Genomic DNA, 23,462 nt, shown 5'->3' with positions numbered 1-23,462 from the left:
CTTTCGTTATTCTTGAAATAATACAACGGTATTGTAACAAAGCACCTTTTCAAAGACAAGATGTTTTAATATAATATATTTTGAAAAATTGTGTTTATATGTTAAAAGGAGTATTTATGGTAACAATACAGAATTATGTACGCGCACAAAGTATTGATGAGGCATATGAACTGAATCAGAAAAAGGGAAGCTGTATTATAGGAGGAATGCTTTGGACAAAAATGCAGGATCGCCTGATACAGACAGCCATAGATATGTGTGATCTGGGACTTGATACGATCGAGGAAAAAGATGACGAATTTATTATTGGTGCAATGACATCACTCCGTCAGATAGAGCTGCATGACGGATTAAATAAATATACACATGGTGCAGTATGCGAAGCGGTGAAGGATATTGTGGGAGTTCAGTTTCGGAATCTCGCCACGATTGGCGGAAGCATATGGGGACGTTTCGGGTTTTCGGACATTCTGACAGTTTTTTTAGCTATGGATGCATTTGTGGAGCTTTATCATGGTGGGATGATCCCTCTCAGGGAATTTGTCAACATGAAGCAGGACAGGGATGTGATTGTACATCTGATCATCAGGAAAACTTCCGGAGTTTTTGCTTATGCATCAGTCCGCAATCAGAGAACAGATTTTCCTGTCATTGCCTGTTCAGCATCATGCGTAGATGGAGAATACCGTCTGGCTGTGGGAGCAAGGCCTGGAAGGGCGATGCTTGTTCTGGATGAAGAAGGCTTGCTCACAGAGGGACTTTCTGATGAGACAGAGAAAGCATTTGCCAGTTGGGTTTCTGACAAGGTTCCGGTTGGAAGCAATCATCGTGCTGGCGCAGAATACAGAAGCCGTCTGATACGTGTGCTTGGACAGAGATTATTGAAAAAGATTGAGGAGGAGCAGCAGTGGAAATAAAAATTAAATTAAATGGGAAATTCGTCTCGGGAAATATAGCTCCTGATATGCTCCTTATAGATTTCCTGCGCGATCATGGCTGTTATAGTGTGAAACGCGGCTGTGAGACGTCAAATTGCGGTCTGTGTACAGTGCTTATGGATCAGACTCCTGTCCTTTCCTGTTCGGTGCTTGCTGCCAGGGCAGATGGACACGAGGTGCAGACCCTTGAGGGCCTTCAGGATGAGGCGGCAGAATTTGCCGGATTCATTGCTGATCAGGGTGCTGATCAATGTGGTTTCTGCAACCCGGGTTTTGTGATGAATACAATAGCTCTTCTCAGAGAAAATCCTGACCCATCGGATGATGAGATCAGGGCATATCTTGCCGGGAATCTGTGCAGATGTTCCGGATATGAGGGACAACTGAGAGGAATCCGAAATTACTTAGACAGTAGAATTCCTGCAGATGACAGACAGTAAAGGGGTGAACTCATGGAACATAAAAAATATAATGTAGTTAATAAATCCGTTAGAAAAAAAGATTCTATGCAGTTACTTCTTGGCAAACCGGTATATGTGGATGATATCACTCCCGGTGATGCACTTGTTGTGAAACTGCTTCGCAGTCCACATGCGAATGCTATTGTGGAGGATATAAATGTCTCCATAGCAAAAAAAATACCCGGAATAGTAGATATTTACACATGGCAGGATGTGCCAAATAGCCGGTTTGCAATAGCAGGACAGACATATCCTGAGCCGTCACCGTATGACAGACTCATTATGGATCGCCATGTGAGGTGTGTGGGCGATGTGGTTGCAATCATAGCAGCTGAGGATGAAAAGTCAGCAATCAAGGCTATGAAACTCATAAAGGTAAAATATAAAATCTTAGAGCCTGTTCTGGATTTCCGTAAGGCAAAGGATAATGATATATTGGTTCATCCTGAGGACGACTGGTTCCCGCCGGTTCAGGTAGGAGGCGATCCAAAACGCAACCTGATAGCAAGCGATATAGGCGGTGATGGCGATGTTGATGCTGTTATAGCTGACTGTGATGAGGTACTGGAGAACAGATATCATATGAGAGCCTTTAACCAGGCTATGATGGAGACTTTTCGAACGTATACACACCTTGACCGTTATGGAAGGCTTCATGTAATTTCTTCTACACAGATCGTGTTTCATGTACGTCGTATTCTGTCAAGAGCGCTTGGCATTCCAAAGAGCAGGATCAGAGTGGAAAAACCACGTATAGGAGGCGGATTTGGAGCAAAGCAGACAGCGGTAAGCGAGGTGTATCCTGCATTTGTGACCATGAAGACAGGACGTGCGGCCAAGATCATATTTACGAGACAGGAAAGTCAGATCGCAGGTTCACCGCGCCATGAGATGGAGGTGAGTGTTCGTCTGGGAGCAGACCGCGATGGACATATAAGGGGACTTGATCTGTATACGCTGTCCAACACAGGAGCGTATGGGGAGCATGGACCTACAACAGTCGGACTTAGCGGGCATAAGTCAATTCCATTATATACGGGAGGTCTTGAGGCATATAGGTTTGGATATGATGTTGTATATACGAACACTATGGCGGCTGGTGCATACAGAGGCTATGGGGCTACACAGGGAATCTTCGCACTTGAGTCTGCGGTGAATGAACTTGCGGAGAAACTGGGGATAGATCCGACCGTGATCCGTGAGCAGAATATGCTGCGCGAGGGAATGAAGATGCCTGCGTATTATGGTGAAACTGCAAATGCGTGTGCTCTTGACAGATGTATGGCCAGATGCAAGGAGATATTTAACTGGGATGATAAATACCCTGTCAGGGACATGGGAAACGGAAAAGTCAGGGCTGCAGGAGTGGCAATGGCCATGCAGGGTTCTTGTATATCGAATGTGGATGTGGGATCTGCAACGGTCAAGCTTGCGGATGATGGTACATTTAACCTGATAATCGGTGCTGCAGATATGGGAACCGGATGTGATACTATCCTTGCACAGATGGTTGCGGAGTGCATGGACTGCTCGGTTGATGACGTGGCGGTATTTGGAGCAGACACAGATGCTTCACCGTATGATTCCGGCTCATATGCTTCATCCACTACGTATGTAACAGGAAAGGCTGTGGAGCTTGCCTGTGATAAATTGAAGAAGAAGCTGTGCGCAATTGCAGCAGGAATGCTTGGATGTGAACAGGATGAAATGTATTTCGAAAATGGCAGGGCATATCGGACAGGAACAGATCAAAGCGTTTCCTTGGCTGATATAAGTGTTAAGGATCAGGTCGCAAATGATATTGCCGCTGTAGCTACAGTCTCTCATTCATCTCCGGTTTCGCCTCCTCCATATATGGTCGGAATGGTTGAGATAGAACTTGACAGATATACAGGAGAAGTGAAGATATTGGATTATGCTGCAGTCGTGGATTGTGGCATAGCCATAAATCCGGCACTGGCACGTGTTCAGGCGGAGGGAGGCATAGTTCAGGGAATCGGACACACTCTGTTTGAGAACATCACCTACAATGCGAAGGGATGCCCGATAGAGTCGAGTTTCATGCAATACAAGATACCAACCCGTCTGGATATGGGACATTTGAGAGTGGAATTTGAAAACAGCTATGAGCCTACAGGTCCTTTTGGAGCCAAATCGATAGGGGAAATAGTTATCAACACTCCGGCACCTGCTATTGCACATGCCATATACAGGGCGACAGGTGTATGGCACAGAGAACTGCCGATTACACCGGAGAAGATTCTTATGTCCATGCCGGAAGAGTGATTGGAGATAACATAAGCAGAATAACAGAATCTGTAATATGAAAAAAATATACAGGAGAAAACAACAGATGAAAAATAAGTTTAAACTTTCAGAAACAGCATTCCAGCTTGATGGAAGGATGCCTCTTTCCCAGGCGATACCTCTTGGACTTCAGCATGTCCTTGCAATGTTTGTCGGAAATTTGACACCATTATTGATTATCACAGGAGCATGCGGACTGGTCGGTGGTGAATTTGCTGATCTTCAGCTTTCACTGCTTCAGAACGCAATGCTTATCGCGGGAGTTGTCACCCTGATACAGCTTTTCTCAATAGGACCTGTTGGAGGAAAGGTGCCGATCATTATGGGTACATCTTCAGGTTTTATAGGAGTATTCAACAGCGTGGCGGCAACCATGGGCGGTGGAGTGCTTGCGTATGGTGCGATTATGGGCGCATCCATTATCGGTGGCTTATTTGAGACTGTGCTTGGTTTTTTCCTGAAACCTCTGCGCAGGTTTTTCCCGGCTGTTGTAACAGGTACAGTGGTTTTATCCATTGGACTCAGCCTTATATCGGTGGGAATAAATTCATTTGGAGGTGGAAATAATGCTGCAGACTTTGGCTCCATGGAGAACCTTCTGCTCGCATTATTTGTCCTTGTGGTCATCCTTTTCTTTAAGCACTGGACAAAAGGATTTTTAAGTTCGTCATCTATTCTTTTTGGAATAATCGCAGGTTATATCGCAGCGATCATAATGGGACTTGTTCTTCCGAGAACAGGTATAACTGCTGATGGTGTGGAATATACAAAAGCCTGGGTGCTGAACTGGGACAAGGTGAAAGATGCTTCCTGGTTTGCGATTCCACAGCTCATGCCTGTAAAACCGGTGTTTGATGTGCGAGCAATCCTTCCGGTGCTCATAATGTTTATTGTAACAGCGGTGGAAACTGTCGGTGATATATCAGGTGTTATGGAAGGTGGCCTTGGAAGGGAAGCCACAGATAAGGAACTTTCAGGTGGTGTGATGTGTGACGGTCTGGGTTCATCTCTTGCAGCGGTGTTTGGAGTCCTTCCAAATACATCGTTCAGCCAGAATGTGGGACTTGTAGCCATGACTAAGGTCGTCAACAGATTTGCGCTTGCAACAGGAGCGATATTCCTGATATTATGTGGTCTTTGCCCTAAACTTGCAGCACTGGTATCGATCATGCCTCAGTCAGTGCTTGGTGGAGCTGCAGTTATGATGTTTTCTTCGATAGTTATCAGTGGTATTCAGCTCATAACAAAGGAACCATTAAGCGCACGCAACCTGTCCATAGTTTCGGTAGCACTGGGCGTGGGCTATGGAATGGGAGCCAATCCTGGTATTCTAGCAAATGCCCCTCAGCTGCTCCAGCTTGTTTTTGGAGGCTCAGGAATTGTTCCTGCGGCAATGGTTGCAATTCTGCTTAACATTATCCTGCCTAAAGAAAAGTAGTAATCGGGGACGCTCCTCGTTACAAAAGGAACGTCCCTGTTATATATAACAAAAAGTTGCGCTACAAAAGTAGTTGTTGATAACAAAAAAATATGCTAACATAAAAATAGTAGTTTCCGAATATATGTTCGATATAGTATAATATATACTGTATATACATTTGAGACTGCTATTTTTTAACTTGAAAAATATATAGTAATAAAACATATTCGGTATGGAGGAGAAGTTATGTACCTTGTGATAGACGTAGGCGGAACATTTATAAAGCATTGTGTGATGGACAGAGATGCTGAGATAATGGAGAAGAATAAATTCCCTACACCTGGAAGATTTGGGAATGGACTGGAGAACATACAACAGGGGCTGGATGCATTCCTTGATGCACTTCAGTCGATATATGATGGATATAAGGAAAGATATGATATACAAGGAATAGCTATATCACTTCCTGGACAGGTGGACGTGGACAACGGGATATGTTATGCCGGCGGAGCCTTGCCTTACCTTGACAAAGCACATATAGGCGAGCTTGTAAGCGAGAGATGCGATGGACTTAAGGTAGCGCTTGAGAACGACGGCAAATGTGCAGCATTGTCGGAGATATGGCAGGGAAATGCAAAGGACTATAGCAGCGCAGTTGTATTGGTATTTGGCACAGGTGTCGGTGGAGGAATAGTCATAGACAGAAAGATACTCCACGGCAGAGGTATGGTTGCCGGTGAGATGTCGTACCTGTTTGAGGATGTGAACAGGGATAATATAGACAAACTTGTACCGCTTGAGGCGAATCTCAAGAATACAAAGAAACATGTAAAACTTCCGGACAATGTCACCTGGACGATGCAGGCATCGGTAAGCTCACTCAGAAGAGAGGTGGCAGCAGTCAAGGGCATGAGGGAAGATGAAGTGTCAGGTGAGATGATATATGAGTGGGAGACTGCCGGTGATAAGGCGGTCATAGATGTGCTTGAGGACTGGTATCTGAACATCGCGAAGCACTGCATGAATATACATGTCATTCTTGCACCGGACATCATACTCCTTGGAGGTGGAATCAGTGCGGAACCGAGGTTCATACAGGGCGTGAAGAAGTACGTGGATAAGCTTGCAAAATTTTCAGTGATCTATAATGAGATGCAGGTTGGACTGTGCAAATTTGGCAACGATTCCAATCTCATAGGAGCACTTTTCAACTATCTTCAGAAGTATGAGGGTGCCCACTAGATAAGAAAACGGAGATCATATCAGGATGAAACACAATGACGGAAAAGAGACGGACATCAGAATGAAGCACAATGACGAAAAAGAGACTGACATCAGAATGAGCGCAGAAAAGAGTAAAGAAAGAAGCATAGAAAAAAGCATAGAAAAAGGCAAAGAAAAAGGCAAAGAAACGAATACAGAAAAGAACACCGATTATAGAAAAAAATCGCACGAGATGGATATGTTAAATGGTTCACTGGCGCTTAAGATGCTTATATTTGCCATGCCACTTGCCGCCAGCAGTATACTGCAGCAGCTTTTCAATTCGGCAGATGTAGCTGTGGCAGGAAGATTTGCAGGAAGTGATGCCCTGGCGGCCGTTGGAAGCAATGCGGCGGTTGTTGCCCTGTTTGTGAATGTGTTCGTGGGGCTTTCAGTGGGTGTGAATGTTCTTGTGGCCCATTATATAGGCCAGAACAAAAAAGATTCCATAAGCAGGTGTGTGCATACCAGCGTGAAGTTTGCCCTTATATGCGGAATAGTTATGCTTGTTGCGGGAATGTTTGTGGCAAGACCGATTCTTGAGGCCATAGATACCCCTGAGAGGGTGCTGGATCAGGCTGTACTTTATTTGAGGATATACTTTGTGGGAATGCCGTTTATCATACTTTATAATTTTGGAGCGGCTGTGCTCAGAGCTATAGGTGATACAAGGCGTCCGCTTTACTGCCTGATAGTTTCAGGTGTACTCAATGTTGTACTCAACCTGTTCTTCGTGTGTGTGTGTAAACTTGGAGTGGCAGGCGTCGGCATGGCAACGGTCATATCAAATGTTGTCAGTACGGGAATAGTCATGTATATATTGATGCATGAGGAAGGTCCACTCAGACTCGATATAAAGAATATACGAATAGATAAAGTGTGCCTGGGAAAGATACTCAGGATAGGAGCTCCATCAGCGATACAGACGGCAGTTTTCTCATTGTCAAATGTGCTGATACAGGGCGGAATCAACAGCTTTGGTCCTGATGCTGTGGCAGGCTCATCCACGGGTCTTAATTTTGAATATTTTGCATATTTTGTCATATCCGCATACGCACAGGCAGCAGTGACATTTGTGAGCCAGAATTATGGTGCAGGTGAGAAGGAGAGATGCAGAAAAGCTCTCAGGATTGCCATGTTAGAGGGCATGCTTATGACGGCTGTGTTCAGCAGTGTCATGATGCTTTCAGGGGATTTTCTTGTGAGATTTTATACAACAGATACAGAGGTTATAAAGTATGCACTTATAAGAATGAAGCATGTCATGCTCCTTGAGGCGATGACAGGAACATATGAGATGACAGCTGCGGCACTCAGAGGCCTTGGCAGATCCATGCTGCCGGCTATTATAACAGTTGTGGGTTCAGTAGTGTTCAGGATCATATGGATATATACGGTGTTTGCGCGATATCATTCTTTTGGCATGCTTTTGAACGTGTATATAGTTTCATGGATAATAACAGGTACGGCGATGATAATCGCCTACATACTCGTATCGAGGAAAGTGCTGGGGCATACACGGGCCGGCGGGAAAGCTGCTGAGACGGCTGCTGTATAGTATGTGACCCAAGGCACATAAGCATCAGAAAGAGAAGATTAAGACTGAGCAAGAAGTGACAGGGGGATTGGCTGTGGATAGGGATAAGAAAGATAGAACGTATATTGCGATAGATCTGAAATCCTTCTTTGCATCGGTTGAATGTGTTGAGCGCGGACTTGATCCACTGACCACCAATCTGGTAGTGGCAGATGCGTCGAGAACAGAGAAGACCATATGTCTTGCTGTTTCCCCGTCGCTGAAGAGCTATGGTATACCTGGAAGAGCCAGACTGTTCGAGGTGGTGCAGAGGCTTAAGGAGGTCAATGCCAGCAGGAGAACACTTTCACCCGGTGGAAACTTTTCCGGGGAGAGCTGCGATTCCAATGAGCTTGCGGAGCATAATGAATTTGCGGTTTCGTATATAGCCGCTCCGCCACGTATGGCATATTACATGAAGTACAGTACGGATATATATAACATCTATCTGAAGTATGTAGCACCAGAGGATATGCATGTGTATTCCATAGATGAGGTGTTCATGGATGTGACGGATTATCTTGGGATATATAAGATGAGTCCGCACGATCTTGCCATGACGATCATACAGGATGTGCTTGCACAGACCGGTATAACAGCAACAGCAGGGATAGGAACGAACCTCTACCTGTGTAAGATAGCGATGGATGTTGAGGCAAAGCATATAGCCCCGGATAAGGATGGAGTCAGGATAGCAAGTCTTGATGAAATGTCGTACAGACAGAAGCTGTGGAATCACAGACCGCTCACAGATTTCTGGAGGGTGGGAAAAGGATATGCGAGAAAACTTGAGAGTCATGGACTTTATACAATGGGGGATATCGCCAGATGCTCACTGGGACATGACGATGAGTATTACAACGAAGATCTGCTGTACAGATTATTTGGTATAAATGCAGAGCTGCTCATAGATCATGCATGGGGCTGGGAGCCTTGTACCATTGCAGATATCAAGGCTTACAAGCCGGAGAGGAACAGCATAGGTTCAGGACAGGTGTTGTCATGCCCATACGAATATGAAAAAGCCAGACTTATTATCCGTGAGATGACGGATCTGCTCGTGCTGGATCTTGTGGATAAGAATGTCAAGACAGATCAGATGGTCATAACAGTGGGGTATGATATAGATAATCTCAAAAAGAACGCTGCGGGAGCGAAATTTTCCGGAGAGATACAGACAGATATGTATGGGAGAAAGATACCGAAAAGTGCCCATGGAACGGTGAATCTTGGAGAGTATACATCATCTACACAGGTCATCATGGATGCGGTGACCGGATTGTTTGAAGAGATCGTAGATCCTTTATTGTATGTCAGAAGGATATATGTCACGGCGAACAATATCATATCGAATACTGCGGCACATGAGAAACAGTCAGCAAGGCAGCTCAGTCTGTTTGATGATTTTGGAGACGGGGCAGCAGAGACGGAGAAAAAGCAGCAGGATATGAAGCGGGAGCAGAGCATGCAGAAAGCGATGATAGAGCTCAAGAAGAAATTTGGCAAAAATGCAGTCCTTAAGGGAATGAATCTTGAGGAGGGCGGTACGACGATAGAGAGGAACGGACAGATAGGCGGTCACAAGGCTTAGGAGGGGCTTATGGAAGATAATTACGATGACATAATACAGCTTACACATCACGTGTCCTCTGTTCATCCGCACATGTCTATCCATGACAGAGCAGCACAGTTTGCCCCATTTGCCGCACTCACAGGACATGGAGCAGCCATAGCGGAGACTGCAAGGCTCACCGATGAGAAGTTGGAGCTGGATGAGAGTCAGAAAATGGTTCTTGATCAGAAACTGTTGAATATAATGCATAATGCAGACAAAAAATGTGTGAGTATAGAGTATTTTGTAAAGGATGACAGAAAAGCTGGTGGAAGATACGAACATGTGTCGGGATATATACGCAATGTTGACGTATATGGGAAAAAGATAGTTATGGAAGACAGAACCGAGATACCGATAGATGATATATATGATTTAAATATTGATCAGAATGGAGATGTATATTTGCATGAATAGAGAGACTATGGTGATAGCACACAGAGGAGCGAGTGCCCTTGCGCCTCATGAGAATACACTTGAAGCGTTTCAGATAGCTATAGATCTGAAGGCGGATATGGCGGAGTTCGATGTGAGGAAAACCAGTGATAATATACTCATAGTATTTCATGATGGAACTATAGACGGCAGAAAGATAGGAGATATGACATACAACAGGATCAACGATATTGCATCAAAAGAAGGCTACAGAGTGCCTACGCTTGACGAAGTCCTGGAACTCTGCAGCGGAAAGATATGTCTTGATATAGAATTAAAGGAGAGCGGATACGAGAGGCGTGTCATAGATCTTGTCAAGGGGAGATTTGGATACGGTGAGTTCTCGATAAAATCCTTCAAGGACAAAGTGTCGTACAATGTGAAGGCCATAGACCCGAGGATAAAGACCGGACTGCTCGTCGGTAAGAAAAAGGCTAAGCTCGGTGTCAGATTGAATGAGTATTTTCCTGAGAGAAGAATGAGACGGTGTAAAGCGGATTTTATATCGCCGAATTATCTTCTCTGCACGAAGAAATTTGTGAAGAGAATGAAGCGTAAGCACATACCGGTATATGTGTGGACTGTGAATGATCCACACTGGATGAGACGTATGTGCAGACTGGGCGTAGATGCAGTGATAACAGACCGCCCGGATATAATGCGTTGAAAGACCTAGAAATATTTGTTATATTATTCTACAGGTGGAGGAGTTGTACATAGGAGGATAATATGAGCAAAGTACTATACTTTGATTACGCGGCATTCTGCGTGTTTACTCTTATCATGGTCTCAGTCATCATGAAGAAGATGACCAGAGGCAAATTAAACAGGCAGTTTCAATTTGTTCTGACCATTGCAATGGTTGCCACAGCGTTTGATATAGGCGCCATCGCATTTGACAATATGGGTGAAAGGCATGTAGTCACCCAATACATATTCCATACGGGATATCTCTTTTTCCATGTCGTTTCATCGGCTATGTATGCCGCTTATGTGGTGAACATAGTGGATGCCATACATATATTCAGAGGTAAAGTGAAGAGTTTCATACTGGCACTTCCAACGTTGCTGTGCATGACCATGCTCGGAGTTAATTTTTTCACTCCGTGTGTATTCAGTATAGGCGGACAGGGAGAGTACAGAAGAGAGTTTTTCATGACATTTCTGTATGCTGCCGGAATATTTTATATGATTCTGGGCTTCATGGTTGTTACGAGATATCACAGGAGACTTACAAGAGGAAGATTTGTATCAACCATAGCGATATTCCCATTGGTTGTTGTTGCGGCCGTATTTCAGATGTTTAACCCGGATATTCCGATTGAGATGTTTGCAAATGCGATTGGATTACTGTTCGTTGCGTTGCTGATACAGAGTCCGGAGCAGGTTATAAGCAGTGCCACGGGCCTGAACAAGATCACAAGATACATGGACGACGTGAGAAATTCTCTGGATAATGGCCTTGATATAACGGTAGTTATGATAACTATGGAGAATGACAAGACTCTTCGCGGGATTCTGGGAGTTGAGGAATATCATAAGCTGCTCAGGGAGATCTCTGAAGACTTTTTAGAGTGGAGCAGACCATACGGATATGATGTTGAGTGGTATTATCTGGGAACCGGAATGTTCAGATGTGTCATGAATCAGCGTATCAAGGATCAGGCTGAGGATTTTGCGGAGCGGATAAACGAGAAGCTGAAGAAGGGATATAAGTATAATGATATGTTTATAAATCTATTGCCGATAATATGTATCACCAGATGTCCTCAGGATATAGAGGATGTTGACAGTGTGATGCGGTTTGGCGGTGAGCTTGCTGAGCACGAGTATACAGGCCGTGTTCTCTATGCCAGAGATATCTATAACAAGGAAAGATATGATCTGATGCGGGACATGGACATGATACTTGAAAAGGCATTTGCCGAGAACAGGTTTGAGGTTTACTATCAGCCGATATACAGCATAGATTCTGGAAAATATAACAGTGCTGAGGCACTTCTGAGATTAAATGATGATATGTATGGATACATTTCGCCGGAGATATTTATCCTTGCTGCGGAGGAGAATGGAATGATCCATAAGATAGGTAAGTTCGTCCTTGAAGAGGTGTGCCGTTTCATAACTGGAGAGAAATTCAAGAATCTCGGACTGGAATATGTTGAGGTGAATCTGTCGGTCATCCAGTGCATGAGCAGTGAGTTATCAGAAGACGTGCGGGCGGTGATTGAGCGTTACGGAGTCAGCAATGAGCAGATAAATCTTGAGATTACTGAGACTGCGGCTGCCTATGCTCAGACGACAATAATGGACAATATCAACAGTCTCACAGATTATGGTATTGCATTCTCACTTGACGATTTTGGAACAGGTTATTCCAATATGAAGAGGATAGCATCCATGCCGTTTGCGATAGTTAAGCTGGACAAGACATTTGCGGATATAGACACAGATGACAAGATGATGAAGGTTGTCAAGAACACCATAAGCATGGTTAAGGATATGAATATGAAGATCGTAGTGGAAGGCGTGGAGACGGAGGAATCCCTCAGGGAGTTCAGCAATCTTGGAGTGAATTACATTCAGGGCTATTATTTCTCAAGACCATTGCCACAGGATAAGTTCATATCAGAGGTGAAGAGAGTTAACCAGAGCTAAGAGAAAGGACGGCGTATGACAGATATAGAGAACCGGGTCGTTGATGAGGTAGAGAAGGTCGTAAAGGGAAAAAGAGATATAATAATCAAGGTCTATGCTGCCATACTTGCGGGTGGACATATACTGCTTGAGGATATCCCGGGTGTGGGCAAGACCACTCTTGCAACGGCATTTGCCAGAACTCTGGATATGAAATATAACAGAGTCCAGTTTACACCGGATGTTCTGCCGAGTGACATAATGGGATTTTCCATGTACAATGCAAAAAGCGGTGAGTTTGAGTACAGAGAGGGTTCAGCGTTCTGTAATCTGTTCCTTGCGGATGAGATAAACCGAACATCGCCTAAGACTCAGTCGGCACTCCTTGAGATCATGGAGGAAAAACATGTGACAGTCGATGCTGTTACAAGGGAACTTCCACAGCCTTTCACGGTCATGGCAACCCAGAATCCGGTTGGTTCGTCGGGAACGCAGATGCTTCCGGAGTCCCAGCTTGACAGATTCATGGTGAGACTTTCCATGGGATACCCATCCCACGAGGCTGCGGTGCAGATACTTAAAGGTCAGGAATTTGTACCTATGGACAGTGTAGAGAGAATAGTGACGAGAGATGAACTGATAGGTCTTCAGGATAAGGCGAGAACTTTGAGTGTGCATGATTCAATATTTGATTACATAGTGACTCTGGTTGAGGCTACCAGGGAGAGTGAGCTCTTCTCGATGGGAGCAAGTCCGCGAGGCGCAAATGCACTTCTGCGGATGAGCAGAGCAATGGCGGTGCTCTCTGGAAGAGAATATGTTGTGCCGGGAGACATAGCAGAGGTGTTCAACGACGTGCTTGGGCACAGGGTAAAGCTTGCAGCCCGTGCCAGAGCTAATGGAATGACTGTCGCAGAGGCTCTGGATGAAGTGAGAAGTCAGGTTAAGGTTCCAAGGACTTAGAACTGAGAACATAAGAGATATAAGTAAAGGAGGATCAGCGGATGAAGTACGCATGGCATGTATTCAAATACATTCTCGTGTTTGTTATAAATCTGTTGATCCTTCTTTTTGTGCATTCATATTTTAATTTCATAGTTATGATACTGATGATAGTTCTGCCGGTCGTGTCAATAGTATGCACCTTTGTGCTTTCAAGGCATTTGACTGTAAAGTTTGGCGGCGGGGGGCAGAACCTTACGGTGGACTCGCCATTTCTCGTATCGGTTGTGCTCGACAACAGCAGCATTATTCCGAATATGAACACAGAGATAGAGATAAGCATGGAGAATGATCTTTTCCATACAAATGGCAGGCATACGCTGTGCATACCTGCATATTCGCGCAGTGCGAATGTGGTGGACTACCAGATAGCCCAGTCGTATGTAGGTGCACTGGAGGTGAAAGCGGACAGAATATGTGTTACTGACTGGCTTGGATTTGTGAGGATAAAGAGCAAATGCAACTCGGTAAAAGAGTACAAGGTTTTCCCTTCCGGAACGGTTGATGTGGAGGCGGATATGACCGCGGTTTCACAGGGGATGAACGAGGCTGAGGAGAGCCGGAAAAAAGGCCATGATTTCTCCGAGGTTGTGGATGTGAGAGAATACCAGCCGGGGGATAAGCTTCAGAATATACATTGGAAGCTGTCAGCAAAAAAAGACGTGCTGATGGTAAAGGACAGAGAGAGCATGTCGTCAAGCCAGCTCATGATATTGGTAGAGCTTGCCGATGATGAGACACATATATTGAATGATGTACTGAAATCCGCCTACGGCATGGCTGTAAGTCTGTTGGATGAACAACTGCCGTTTACATTCTATTACTGGAGCGGCGCGCAGGGCGATATAGTCAGGACTTCGATAGACAGCAGGGATGATCTCGCTGAATGGATGGAGAAGATCTTTTATGAGCAGGCGTATGCAGATTTTGGCTATGGGTTATCGATGCTTGAGAAGAATCTGGATTCTGACAGAAGGATCATAGTTGTTTCCGGCGATATGAGAGCGGATGGCAATGTAGTGTTTACATATGGAGATCGTGTGAAAGGATACATAATTGGGTAGAATCTTTGGTAAAAAAAAGAAAACTGAAGACAGGAAAGCGGTAGAATTCTGTGAAGGTGTAAGGCTGCTCAACGATCCGGAGATCACAGATGGAGGCAGAGAAGGCGCGGATTACAGAAAAAGAAAGCTGCGCAGAAGAAAATCGGACAGCAGAGGTATTGCTACAAAATGCCTGCTGGAGATATTTATCATAGGTGGTTCAATGTGCGGCTTTTTGTCGTGTATAGATATGGCGTACGGTGTTCCCGTTATATTTCTGGCGTATGCGCTGCTGGCCATGTACTTCTGTGGTCTGTTCAAATCAGGCAAGGTGTGGGTGAGAGATGTTGGATATGTAATATTTCTTGTCGCTTTTGTCCTGTTCATCATGCTTCTCAGACGTTATATAAACAGTGGATTTTATGCTATCGTAAATGAGTTTCTGGATCATGTGACTGATTATTATGGAGCCCAGGAGGTTAAGGTATTCTCCGAGACTTTGTCCAACAGGATGCTCACTGTTCCTGTGGCAGCCATCGCTATAGGTTGTGTAGAGATAATAATCCTCAACATTTTCCTTAACACGAATATGAGTGTGTTCTGGGCAGTGTGGTTTTCACTTCCTGTGTTTATATTACCATTGTTTTTCAGGCTTGAGCCGGATGTTATTTACATGTTCATGGTATCCACAGGACTTTTGGGAGTTATCTGCCTTAAGGGAAATGGTCACTTCCGTATAACTGACAAGGACAGTACGTTTGAATATGATGAGAAGAAGCGAAGATTCAGTTACAGGCATAGTGACAGGGCGTCTCTGCAGCTTGCGGCCGGTGTGGCGGCTGTATGTATATTGGTGGGAAGTGCGGTTATTCTTGTCAAGCCGCAGCAGACTTATCTGTACAGGTATCGTGATAGCTCGGCGAAGAACAAGATCGAAGGCCCGCTTGGAAACCTCATCATGTATGGATTTGAATCCCTAAGGAATTCGGCGAATACCGGAGGACTGGCGAATGGAAAGCTTGGAGGCGTGTCGGATGTCACACTTGATGGACAGACGGATCTGGTAATCACATTTGCACCATATAGCACAAACAGGATCTATCTGAAAGCGTTCGTTGGTGATGAGTATAGCTGGGATCATTGGGACAGAGATAAGGATGGCGACTATCCGTCACCGGTCAATTCTGAAGGACATGCCAGAGGACGAATGGATATACAGAACATAGATGGCGCCGGAGATCTAAAATATTACCCTTACTACACTGATATAGAAGCCATGAATACTTACAAAGAGGGCGATTCATTGTACAGTGTGGAGTACAGTCCATCCGCTCTGGCTGAGCCGGTTATGTCGTCGGTGGATGACAAGTATCTTGAGATTCCAGAGGAGAATATGGATTCAATACGAAGATTCTGTGAGAGCGCAGGAATCACGGAAAAAGACAGTGTGGATAATTTGTTGCAGAAGGTGTATATATACTTCCTGGAGAATTATCCGTACACACTGCATCCGGGAGCCACGCCGAGGGATGAGGATTATGTCAATTATTTCCTTGATACCACGAAGAAGGGTCTGTGTGCCAATTATGCCACTGCGGGGGCGCTGATCCTGAGATACATGGGGATACCCACAAGATATGTGGAGGGGTATGCCGTGGATTACACCGAGGTCCTTGACGGAACAATGCTCGATGAAGAACAGTTCAGTTACGATGATTATTATTCAGGCTCATCAGAGCTTGGAAGAACGGCTGTTGTTCAGGTGGATGTGGACGATGGCGGAGCTCATGCGTGGATAGAGGCGTTCATACGTGGCAGATGGCAGGTCGTGGAGCTGACACCTCCGTCGAGTGAAGATGAGGATGAGACCCAGGATGATTTCTGGTCCAGATTTGGAAGATGGCTCGTAGGTGATGACAGCGGAGATACCGGAACAGATACGACCGGCACAGCATTTTCACTTGGAAATGCCGTGTGGATAATATATGTTCTGGCGGGATGTATAGCATTTGCAGTGCTCTTGTTTGTGGGACGTATAGCAGTCAGGAAGATAGTTCGTTTTGTGGGTTATCACAGGAGAGATAAGACTGGAAATGTGATAGCTTACTATAGGTATATGTGTGATTATGCAAGACTTGCGTCGGATGATTTTTCGAAGGCGGGAAATCACAGGCAGCAGCTTGAATATTTCTGTAAGGGCGCAGATCCGGCGGAGACTGAGGACCTTGCGGCATATATGGAAGGCATAAGCTATGGCGGCGAGGTGTCCGGGGACGAATATGTACAGCGTATGGGAGAACTTCGGGTGCTGTTCAGGAGCTTTAGGAGACAGGTTCCTTTTATGAAGAGGATATACATATTCCGAATGTTGTAGTATAGTTGACAGGTAGCAATGGATAATGGAGGTATAAGAGATGCTTGGAATCATAGGTGCGATGGACGAGGAAGTCGCAAGACTGAAAGAGATGATAGATGGGCTCCAGGTCACAGACAAGTGTGGCATGAGCTTCTACAAAGGCCAGATAGAAGGAACGGATGTCGTGGTCGTAAAGTGCGGTGTCGGCAAGGTCAATGCGGCCATGTGTACCCAGTCGCTGATCGACATGTATGGAGTGTCAGCTATCATCAACACCGGAATAGCCGGATCACTGGATGCTGACATAGATATAGGAGACATCGTTCTGGCTACGGATACCGTGGAGCACGATATGGATGTATCCGCCCTTGGATATGAGCCGGGTGTGATCCCTGATACAGAGCTGAGCGTGTTCAAGACCAGCGATGAGCTGCTTAAGATAGCACAGGACTCAGTGGATGCAGCAAATATAGGAGTCAAGGTGTTCACTGGAAGAGTGGTGAGCGGCGATCAGTTTATCTGGAGCAAGGACAAGAAGAAATGGCTTGTGGAGACATTTGGTGGAAGATGTGCAGAGATGGAGGGCGCGGCCATAGGACATGTTGCAGTGCTGAATAAGGTTCCGTACCTTGTTGTCCGGGCCATATCGGACAAGGCTGATGACAGTGCAGAGATGGATTATCCTACATTTGCGGCAAAGGCTATAGAGAACAGTGTAAACATGATGACAGAGATAATAAAGAGATATGAGGTGAAGTAGACATGGATAAGATAGCAAGTTTTCAGATAAATCATCTTCTCCTGAATCCGGGCATTTATGTGTCGAGAAAGGATAAGGCTGGGGATCAGATCCTCACAACATTTGACATAAGGATGACAAAGCCGAATTATGAGCCGGTTATGAACACTGCGGAGGTTCATACCATAGAGCATCTCGGTGCGACATTCTTGAGAAATAATGAAGAGTATAAGGACAGGGTCATATACTTTGGACCTATGGGCTGCAGGACGGGATTTTATCTCATACTCGCAGGCGATTATGAGTCGAAGGATATAGTGGAGCTTATGATATCAATGTTCGAATTCATAAGACATTATCACGATCCGATCCCTGGAGCAAATCCAAGAGAGTGCGGCAATTACCTGGATATGAATCTCGGTATGGCGAACTATCTTGCAGAGAAATTCCTGTCACAGGTTCTGTATGATATAGATGACAGCAGACTTAATTATCCAGAGGGTTAAATTGACATTTGTATAACTAAAATCTCAACTTTCCTTATTTTATGCGACTTGGCGGTATGCCTTGCCACTCTATATGTATCCTTTTCCCTTGTTTTTGCCCTTATGAGGTATCTACAAGGGAAAGTTTTTCTTATTCGATTTTATTCTCCAACCACCTTATCAAGTAGTCGGGCTGAGTTTCGCTTACCTTCTCGGTTAGCGTGTGCATAGACATTCATAGTGGTACTTACATCCGAGTGTCCAAGTAATTCCTGTACATCCTTTGGTGCTGCTCCATTTGAGAGCAGGTTTGTGGTATAAGTGTGTCGCAGGGTGTGGAAGTGGAAATTATCATCAAGCTCCGACAATCGTTTCCTTGCTGTCCTTAAAGCTGTCTCAACCGTTGCAGGGGCTTCGTATGCTCCGTCCGGTCTGATACATACAAGGTCAATCTCGTTGTAATCAAGCGGAATGTCCTCTGTGCCATCCAAATGATAAAGCTCATAGTAGATACGATTCTTTTCCTTAACTTCCCTGTAGTAGTTCCTCTGATAGAGTTCTCCGTAACTGAATACCTGCTTTCTCTGTTCCTTTTTCGCTTTCTTTAAGATGTCAGCGAGCGTATCACAGAAATCCACGATACGGACTTTCTTTCGCTTTGTCGGACCAATCTCGGTCTTGTGCCTTGCTCCGTTGTAACGGACACTTCTTCGTACTGTCAGATACTGTTCCTCAAAGTTAATGTCACTCCAAGACAGTCCGCATACCTCTCCAAGTCTAAGACCTGTGTAGTACGCTATCTGTACCGGCAGGACAGCAGGCTTGTTTCTTTCTTCCAGATACTCCATAAGCGTTTGATACTGCTCTGGTGTAATCGGGTTGATAACCTCTGCATCCTCATCATTATCAGAAAACAAATCCACATCTTCCTCGGCTTTCCTACGCATTACCACATACTGCATTGGATTGAATGTGATGTACTGCTTTGGAAAGACTGCAAATCGGAAGGACTGTTGCAGGACTGCGTGGAAAGAACGGATATAGTCGATGGTGTAACCCTTTGACTTAAAATTTCCTTCCTCACCGCCAAATGCAAGTAAATCCATAAACTTCTGCAAATGCTCCGAAGTGACTGTCTTTAGTTTTCTGTTTCCGATTGGGTGTTGTTTAATCCTGTTTACTGCCTGTAAATAGTTACCGACTGTACCGTTGCTAAGTGAACCCGTTTTCAAATCTTCCTCTGCCCATACATCTAGCATCTGTCCGAGTGTGAGGTTGTCCGCTTTGGCTAGAAATTTCTTTGCGTCATAATCCTCCATAGCCTTGCGTAACATTTTCTCTGTCTCTGATTTGCTCTCCGTACCTGCAAATTCTTTCTGAACCAAGTTACCACTTGCATCCTCCACATAAAAGCGGTAGTACCATTTCTTGCCTTTCTTCCTTACAGAACCTTTTGCCATAATCGTTTCTCCTTTCGATATCGGCAATCGGAACTGGTGAAATGCTTCTTGCGTGTAAGTATATCATAGCTCCGTCTGCCTATCTATACCGAATCGGGATCTTTTTCTGATAAAAGATTGGCTAGTCGATTTTTCGCTGTCTCAGGATTCTTAGAATACAGTCTTACAATATCGCCCATATCGTTCAATGCGTTGACGGTGTGGGTGATTTCTCTAAGGAACATAATCTCATTGTATTCCTTATTGGATTCAAACCCCATTGTCTGGGCGAGCATTTTGTTATCTGTATTTCCTTTGAAATTCTTACAAGCGAACTGGAACGAATCCACGAACAGCTCGTATTCCCGTAACATCAGTAGTAGCAGGTCTTTGGAAAAATCACTTTCGGACTGTTCCATATCATAAGGGAGCTTATTCAGAATGGAAGTCATCACATCACGAATCTGTAATTCTCTTTTATCCGTAATGTCTGTTTCGTATTCGTCCGTCTCACCTTTCAGCCATTCCACAGATACATGAAGTGCATCTGCCAGACCTTCTAAGGTCATTTTCTTGGTGTTATCAATCGTTCCTGCTTCGTATCTCTGAATGGTTGAGGCTGTCACGCCCATTTTTTCAGCGACATAAGGCTGGTTCAATCCTAACTCCTGTCTACGGCTTTTTGCTCTGCTACCGATTGTCTTTCGCAATTCTTTATCTTTTAACATACTTGCGAACCTCCTTTTTCGGTATGTCATTACTATACCACATAACACGATATATTGCAATACGCAATTCTATAAAAGATGATAGAATTTCGTAAGGCTTGACATAGCGTTATAAAAGATATATACTTTAATCAGAATTGCGTAACGCAAGTTTTAAAAAAGGCTAATCCTTTCTTCAAAAAGGAACATCCTCTGATATACAAGACTTGTAATCCTACGCAGGAATGAGGTGATCGAATGACAGAATTAAAGTTTGCTCTCTCCATTGAAGAAGCTGCCGACTATACAGGTATCGGAAGAAACACTCTTAGAAATCTTGTGGAATGGGAAAAGCTGCCTATCCTTAGAGTGGGAAGAAAAATCTTAATCCGCAGGGAACGATTAGACGAGTTTCTGATTCTCAATGAGGGGAAGGATTTACGAGACAGACACGCAGTAAAAGCGGTCAAGGGAACAATGAAAAATGAATAAGGGACAGTCCTAAGACCATCCCTCTGGTATGTATCTGACTAAAAGCCATGATATACCTACACGCAAATAGATTATATCACGGACAAGTCCTCAGATACAACCAGAACTTTTGGAAAATGAGGACAAGATGGATGTGAATGGGTGCAATCGTCCACCCAGTTATAGCTTGTTGGTAGGACAAGTCCACCCAAGATGCAAAAGGTGTTATGAATAGTCCACCCAAGCCAGAAAATGAAGTGGGTGCAACCATCCACCCAAGTGAAGCCGACTGGTAGGACAAGTCCACCCAACTTACAAAAAGTGCTGTGAGAAGTCATACCAAGTGTAGCTATGAAAAAAGCTGTCCGACCTATGACAAAAAGTGTACGCTACTATGATTTTGAGTGTCCAATCTATGGGGTACATTTTCAAAGAGTTAATAGTAAAAAGCTCTATTAAAATCAAAATGTAATAAAACAATGCACTATTAAAAATGAAATTTAATAGGAACTTTTACTACCACTTCCTTGCCAGACACAGTTTAAAAGTAAGCGAAGTAACACAATGCTATTGTCAGGGCAAAAATGCTAACGAATCGTGCTATTGTTTTTTCGATTTTAATAGCAGACTTCTACTGTTTCTACGGTTTTTGCTAAAAAGTCTGAATAATAGAACAATGCTATTGTTAAGGCAAAAGTGCTAACGGATTCGTCTATTGTTTCGCTGATTTTCATAGCAATCTTCTAGCATTTCTGTTAAGAAAAGGGAGTGCCGGATACGGCACATAAAAAGTGTGCCATTAAAGGCACAAAATTAGGTGCTGAGGGAACAGTTACAGCTAAAAGTGAACTTCATAAGCAAGCCCTCGGCGTTTGAGAGCGAAATACACCCATCGCACAAAACTTCGTTTTGTACTCTGTGTATTTCGCTCTGCGAGGCTTAGCCGCCACAAGGCGGATGTGTTCGCAAGACGAGTGCCTATGCACTCGCTCACAGGGAAAGTTTACTACTCACATCTCATCTATCTTATCTGTCCTCTTTTCCAAAATCAAAACTGGGAAAGGAGGAAATCGCTATGCCAAGAAATTCATTTGTGCAGATGTCAAAGCTCCATAATGTTCGTGGAAGAATCTATTATATCTCCAGTGACAAAAAACAGGAAAATCTCTATGCGGTATATGAAACCACAGACCGAAAATTTTGGACAGAACTTGCCAAGTGCAATCAGGCAGAATTTAAGAAAAGCGGTACAGAGGGAAAATGTATCGAAGCAAGAGAATTTATCATTGCCCTGCCGGAATCCTTTGTGGATTATCCGCCAGACGGACTATTAAAATATATGACGGATAAATTCAAAAGTCGGTATGGTGTTGATTGTATTGCAGCACTCCATCATAACAAACGAAAGACGAATTATCATATCCATCTTATCTTTGCAGAACGAAATTATCTTGACGAACCGATAGAAAAGATTGCCACCAGAAATATGTTCTATGATGAGAAAGGTAATCATGTTCGTACCAAGAAAGAAATCCTAGACGAGAATGGAACTATCCGTAAAAGGTGTAAGGTGATCAAGAAAGGTGAGGTCTACGAAAGACAGATGTTTACCATCAAGGACGCTCGCTTTAAGCAGGAACATTTCTTAGATGAGGTCAAGGTATTTTATACCGATGTCATCAACGGACTTGTCAAAGATGAGAAAGAAAAGCTGTCTGCATTCAAGCGTGGGGATGTCTATCTTGCCACTAAGAAAATCGGTAAGAACAATCCAAAGGCAGATAAGATTACACTCAATAATAAGGTCATACAGGACTGGAATCGTACTGTGGATCACGCTTTGGTATCGGGGATGGAGCGAAAGGAAATCTTAAAGGTAAAGCAGGAACAGATTTCAACTCCGATTAAGGAATCCATTCACAAGTATGGCAATCATCCGGAGCTTTTGTTTATGATTATCTTTCGGGCAATCGAGCTGTTAAAAGAACTCATAAAGTTGCTGATACAGAAACAGGAACAACAGAAAGCCAGAATCTCCGACCTTATGGAGCGAAGAAATGAAAAACAAGAGAAACAACCAGCTCCATCCGTTACACAGACAGACAATCAGACAATTCCTGCTGTGACCCAACCATTCAAAGCACCTGCTACTACTACCGCAGAAAAGACCGTTATTCCGCCAAGACCAAGAATGTCTGAGCTGGCACACGATTATGAGATGCGACTTGAAGAGATTATGGAGAAACTTAAACGACAAAACAGAGCCATTCATACGCAGGAAGTGAAAAAAGACCTTATTGACGAGGATTTGAAGAACTGTACAGGATTATTCCAAGGAAAGAAACGAAAGGAATTGCAGGCACAGTCTAACAAATACGCAGAAACGATTAAGATTATGAAGCAGGGATTATCCCATATCGTGCAGGATTACAAATATCCAACGGTAGATGCGTTCCTGCAAGTCTATAAACAAGGCAAGTCCGAGTATGAATCCTATGTCAAAGCAAACAAGGAATGGAACTCCAAGTATGGAGAAAACTCAATCCATCGAAAGCTGGCAGAAAAACAGGC

19 protein-coding genes are annotated in these 23,462 nt (G+C 44.2%); 17 read left to right on the top strand and 2 right to left on the bottom strand.

Annotated elements, in window-relative coordinates; genetic code table 11:
- The first annotated feature begins 116 nt into the window (after window positions 1–116).
- From OCV54_RS04715 to OCV54_RS04645, 15 genes are all read left to right on the top strand, one after another.
- On the top strand, window positions 117–917 hold the full coding sequence (locus OCV54_RS04715; RefSeq protein WP_022216046.1) for an FAD binding domain-containing protein: 801 nt from the start codon (window positions 117–119) through the stop codon (window positions 915–917).
- A complete protein-coding gene (locus OCV54_RS04710) occupies window positions 908–1,378 on the top strand; it encodes a (2Fe-2S)-binding protein (RefSeq protein ID WP_004853235.1) in 471 nt (156 codons plus the stop codon). Before OCV54_RS04715 ends, OCV54_RS04710 begins: the two co-directional genes overlap by 10 nt.
- A 12-nt stretch (window positions 1,379–1,390) precedes the next feature.
- A complete protein-coding gene (locus OCV54_RS04705) occupies window positions 1,391–3,685 on the top strand; it encodes a xanthine dehydrogenase family protein molybdopterin-binding subunit (protein WP_055144149.1) in 2,295 nt (764 codons plus the stop codon).
- Window positions 3,686–3,752: 67 nt separating this feature from the next.
- Window positions 3,753–5,144 carry a uracil-xanthine permease family protein gene (locus OCV54_RS04700; RefSeq protein ID WP_022216044.1) on the top strand — a complete coding sequence of 464 codons (1,392 nt, stop codon included), beginning with the start codon at window positions 3,753–3,755 and terminating at the stop codon, window positions 5,142–5,144.
- A 228-nt stretch (window positions 5,145–5,372) separates the two neighbouring features.
- Complete coding sequence (locus OCV54_RS04695) at window positions 5,373–6,368, top strand: ROK family protein (protein WP_022216043.1); 996 nt, start codon at window positions 5,373–5,375, stop codon at window positions 6,366–6,368.
- Window positions 6,369–6,393: 25 nt separating this feature from the next.
- On the top strand, window positions 6,394–7,947 hold the full coding sequence (locus OCV54_RS04690) for an MATE family efflux transporter (RefSeq protein ID WP_242859128.1): 1,554 nt from the start codon (window positions 6,394–6,396) through the stop codon (window positions 7,945–7,947).
- A gap of 73 nt (window positions 7,948–8,020) precedes the next feature.
- Complete coding sequence (locus tag OCV54_RS04685) at window positions 8,021–9,556, top strand: Y-family DNA polymerase (RefSeq protein ID WP_055222823.1); 1,536 nt, start codon at window positions 8,021–8,023, stop codon at window positions 9,554–9,556.
- A gap of 9 nt (window positions 9,557–9,565) precedes the next feature.
- Window positions 9,566–9,994, top strand: coding sequence for a YolD-like family protein (locus OCV54_RS04680; RefSeq protein ID WP_055222821.1), 429 nt, complete (start codon window positions 9,566–9,568; stop codon window positions 9,992–9,994).
- Window positions 9,987–10,679, top strand: coding sequence for a glycerophosphodiester phosphodiesterase (locus OCV54_RS04675; RefSeq protein WP_055222819.1), 693 nt, complete (start codon window positions 9,987–9,989; stop codon window positions 10,677–10,679). The genes OCV54_RS04680 and OCV54_RS04675 overlap by 8 nt, the downstream gene beginning before the upstream one ends.
- 62 nt (window positions 10,680–10,741) lie before the next feature.
- On the top strand, window positions 10,742–12,670 hold the full coding sequence (locus OCV54_RS04670; RefSeq protein ID WP_055222817.1) for an EAL domain-containing protein: 1,929 nt from the start codon (window positions 10,742–10,744) through the stop codon (window positions 12,668–12,670).
- Between the two features lie 15 nt (window positions 12,671–12,685).
- Entirely contained in the window at window positions 12,686–13,612 is a 927-nt protein-coding gene (locus OCV54_RS04665) for an AAA family ATPase (protein WP_022216037.1), read from the top strand.
- 41 nt (window positions 13,613–13,653) lie between these two features.
- Complete coding sequence (locus OCV54_RS04660) at window positions 13,654–14,715, top strand: DUF58 domain-containing protein (RefSeq protein ID WP_055222815.1); 1,062 nt, start codon at window positions 13,654–13,656, stop codon at window positions 14,713–14,715.
- Window positions 14,708–17,068 carry a transglutaminase-like domain-containing protein gene (locus OCV54_RS04655; RefSeq protein WP_055222812.1) on the top strand — a complete coding sequence of 787 codons (2,361 nt, stop codon included), beginning with the start codon at window positions 14,708–14,710 and terminating at the stop codon, window positions 17,066–17,068. The genes OCV54_RS04660 and OCV54_RS04655 overlap by 8 nt, the downstream gene beginning before the upstream one ends.
- A 40-nt stretch (window positions 17,069–17,108) precedes the next feature.
- Window positions 17,109–17,810, top strand: a complete 702-nt coding sequence (locus OCV54_RS04650; protein WP_022216034.1) for a 5'-methylthioadenosine/adenosylhomocysteine nucleosidase — start codon at window positions 17,109–17,111, stop codon at window positions 17,808–17,810.
- A 2-nt stretch (window positions 17,811–17,812) separates the two neighbouring features.
- Window positions 17,813–18,295: an S-ribosylhomocysteine lyase gene (locus OCV54_RS04645; RefSeq protein ID WP_015534167.1), complete on the top strand. Its 483-nt coding sequence runs from the start codon at window positions 17,813–17,815 to the stop codon at window positions 18,293–18,295.
- Between the two features lie 140 nt (window positions 18,296–18,435).
- Here the strand turns inward: OCV54_RS04645 and OCV54_RS04640 are convergent, their stop codons facing one another.
- Window positions 18,436–19,734, bottom strand: coding sequence for a tyrosine-type recombinase/integrase (locus tag OCV54_RS04640; protein WP_008396995.1), 1,299 nt, complete (start codon window positions 19,732–19,734; stop codon window positions 18,436–18,438).
- Window positions 19,735–19,817: 83 nt separating this feature from the next.
- Entirely contained in the window at window positions 19,818–20,441 is a 624-nt protein-coding gene (locus tag OCV54_RS04635; RefSeq protein WP_008396996.1) for a helix-turn-helix domain-containing protein, read from the bottom strand.
- Window positions 20,442–20,678: 237 nt separating this feature from the next.
- Between OCV54_RS04635 and OCV54_RS04630 the strand changes: the two genes are divergently transcribed.
- Both OCV54_RS04630 and OCV54_RS04625 read left to right on the top strand, forming a co-directional pair.
- Window positions 20,679–20,912 (top strand): helix-turn-helix domain-containing protein, encoded by a 234-nt coding sequence (locus OCV54_RS04630; RefSeq protein WP_008396997.1) that lies wholly within the window; start codon window positions 20,679–20,681, stop codon window positions 20,910–20,912.
- A 1,054-nt stretch (window positions 20,913–21,966) separates the two neighbouring features.
- The coding region (locus OCV54_RS04625) for a MobA/MobL family protein (RefSeq protein WP_055222871.1) at window positions 21,967–23,462 on the top strand (1,496 nt) is incomplete at its 3' end.

The organism is Coprococcus aceti (assembly GCF_025567285.1).
Lineage (GTDB): Bacteria > Bacillota > Clostridia > Lachnospirales > Lachnospiraceae > Coprococcus > Coprococcus aceti.
The sequence above is the reverse complement of the archived record's forward strand: the minus strand, read 5'-3'. Positions and strand labels throughout refer to the sequence as shown.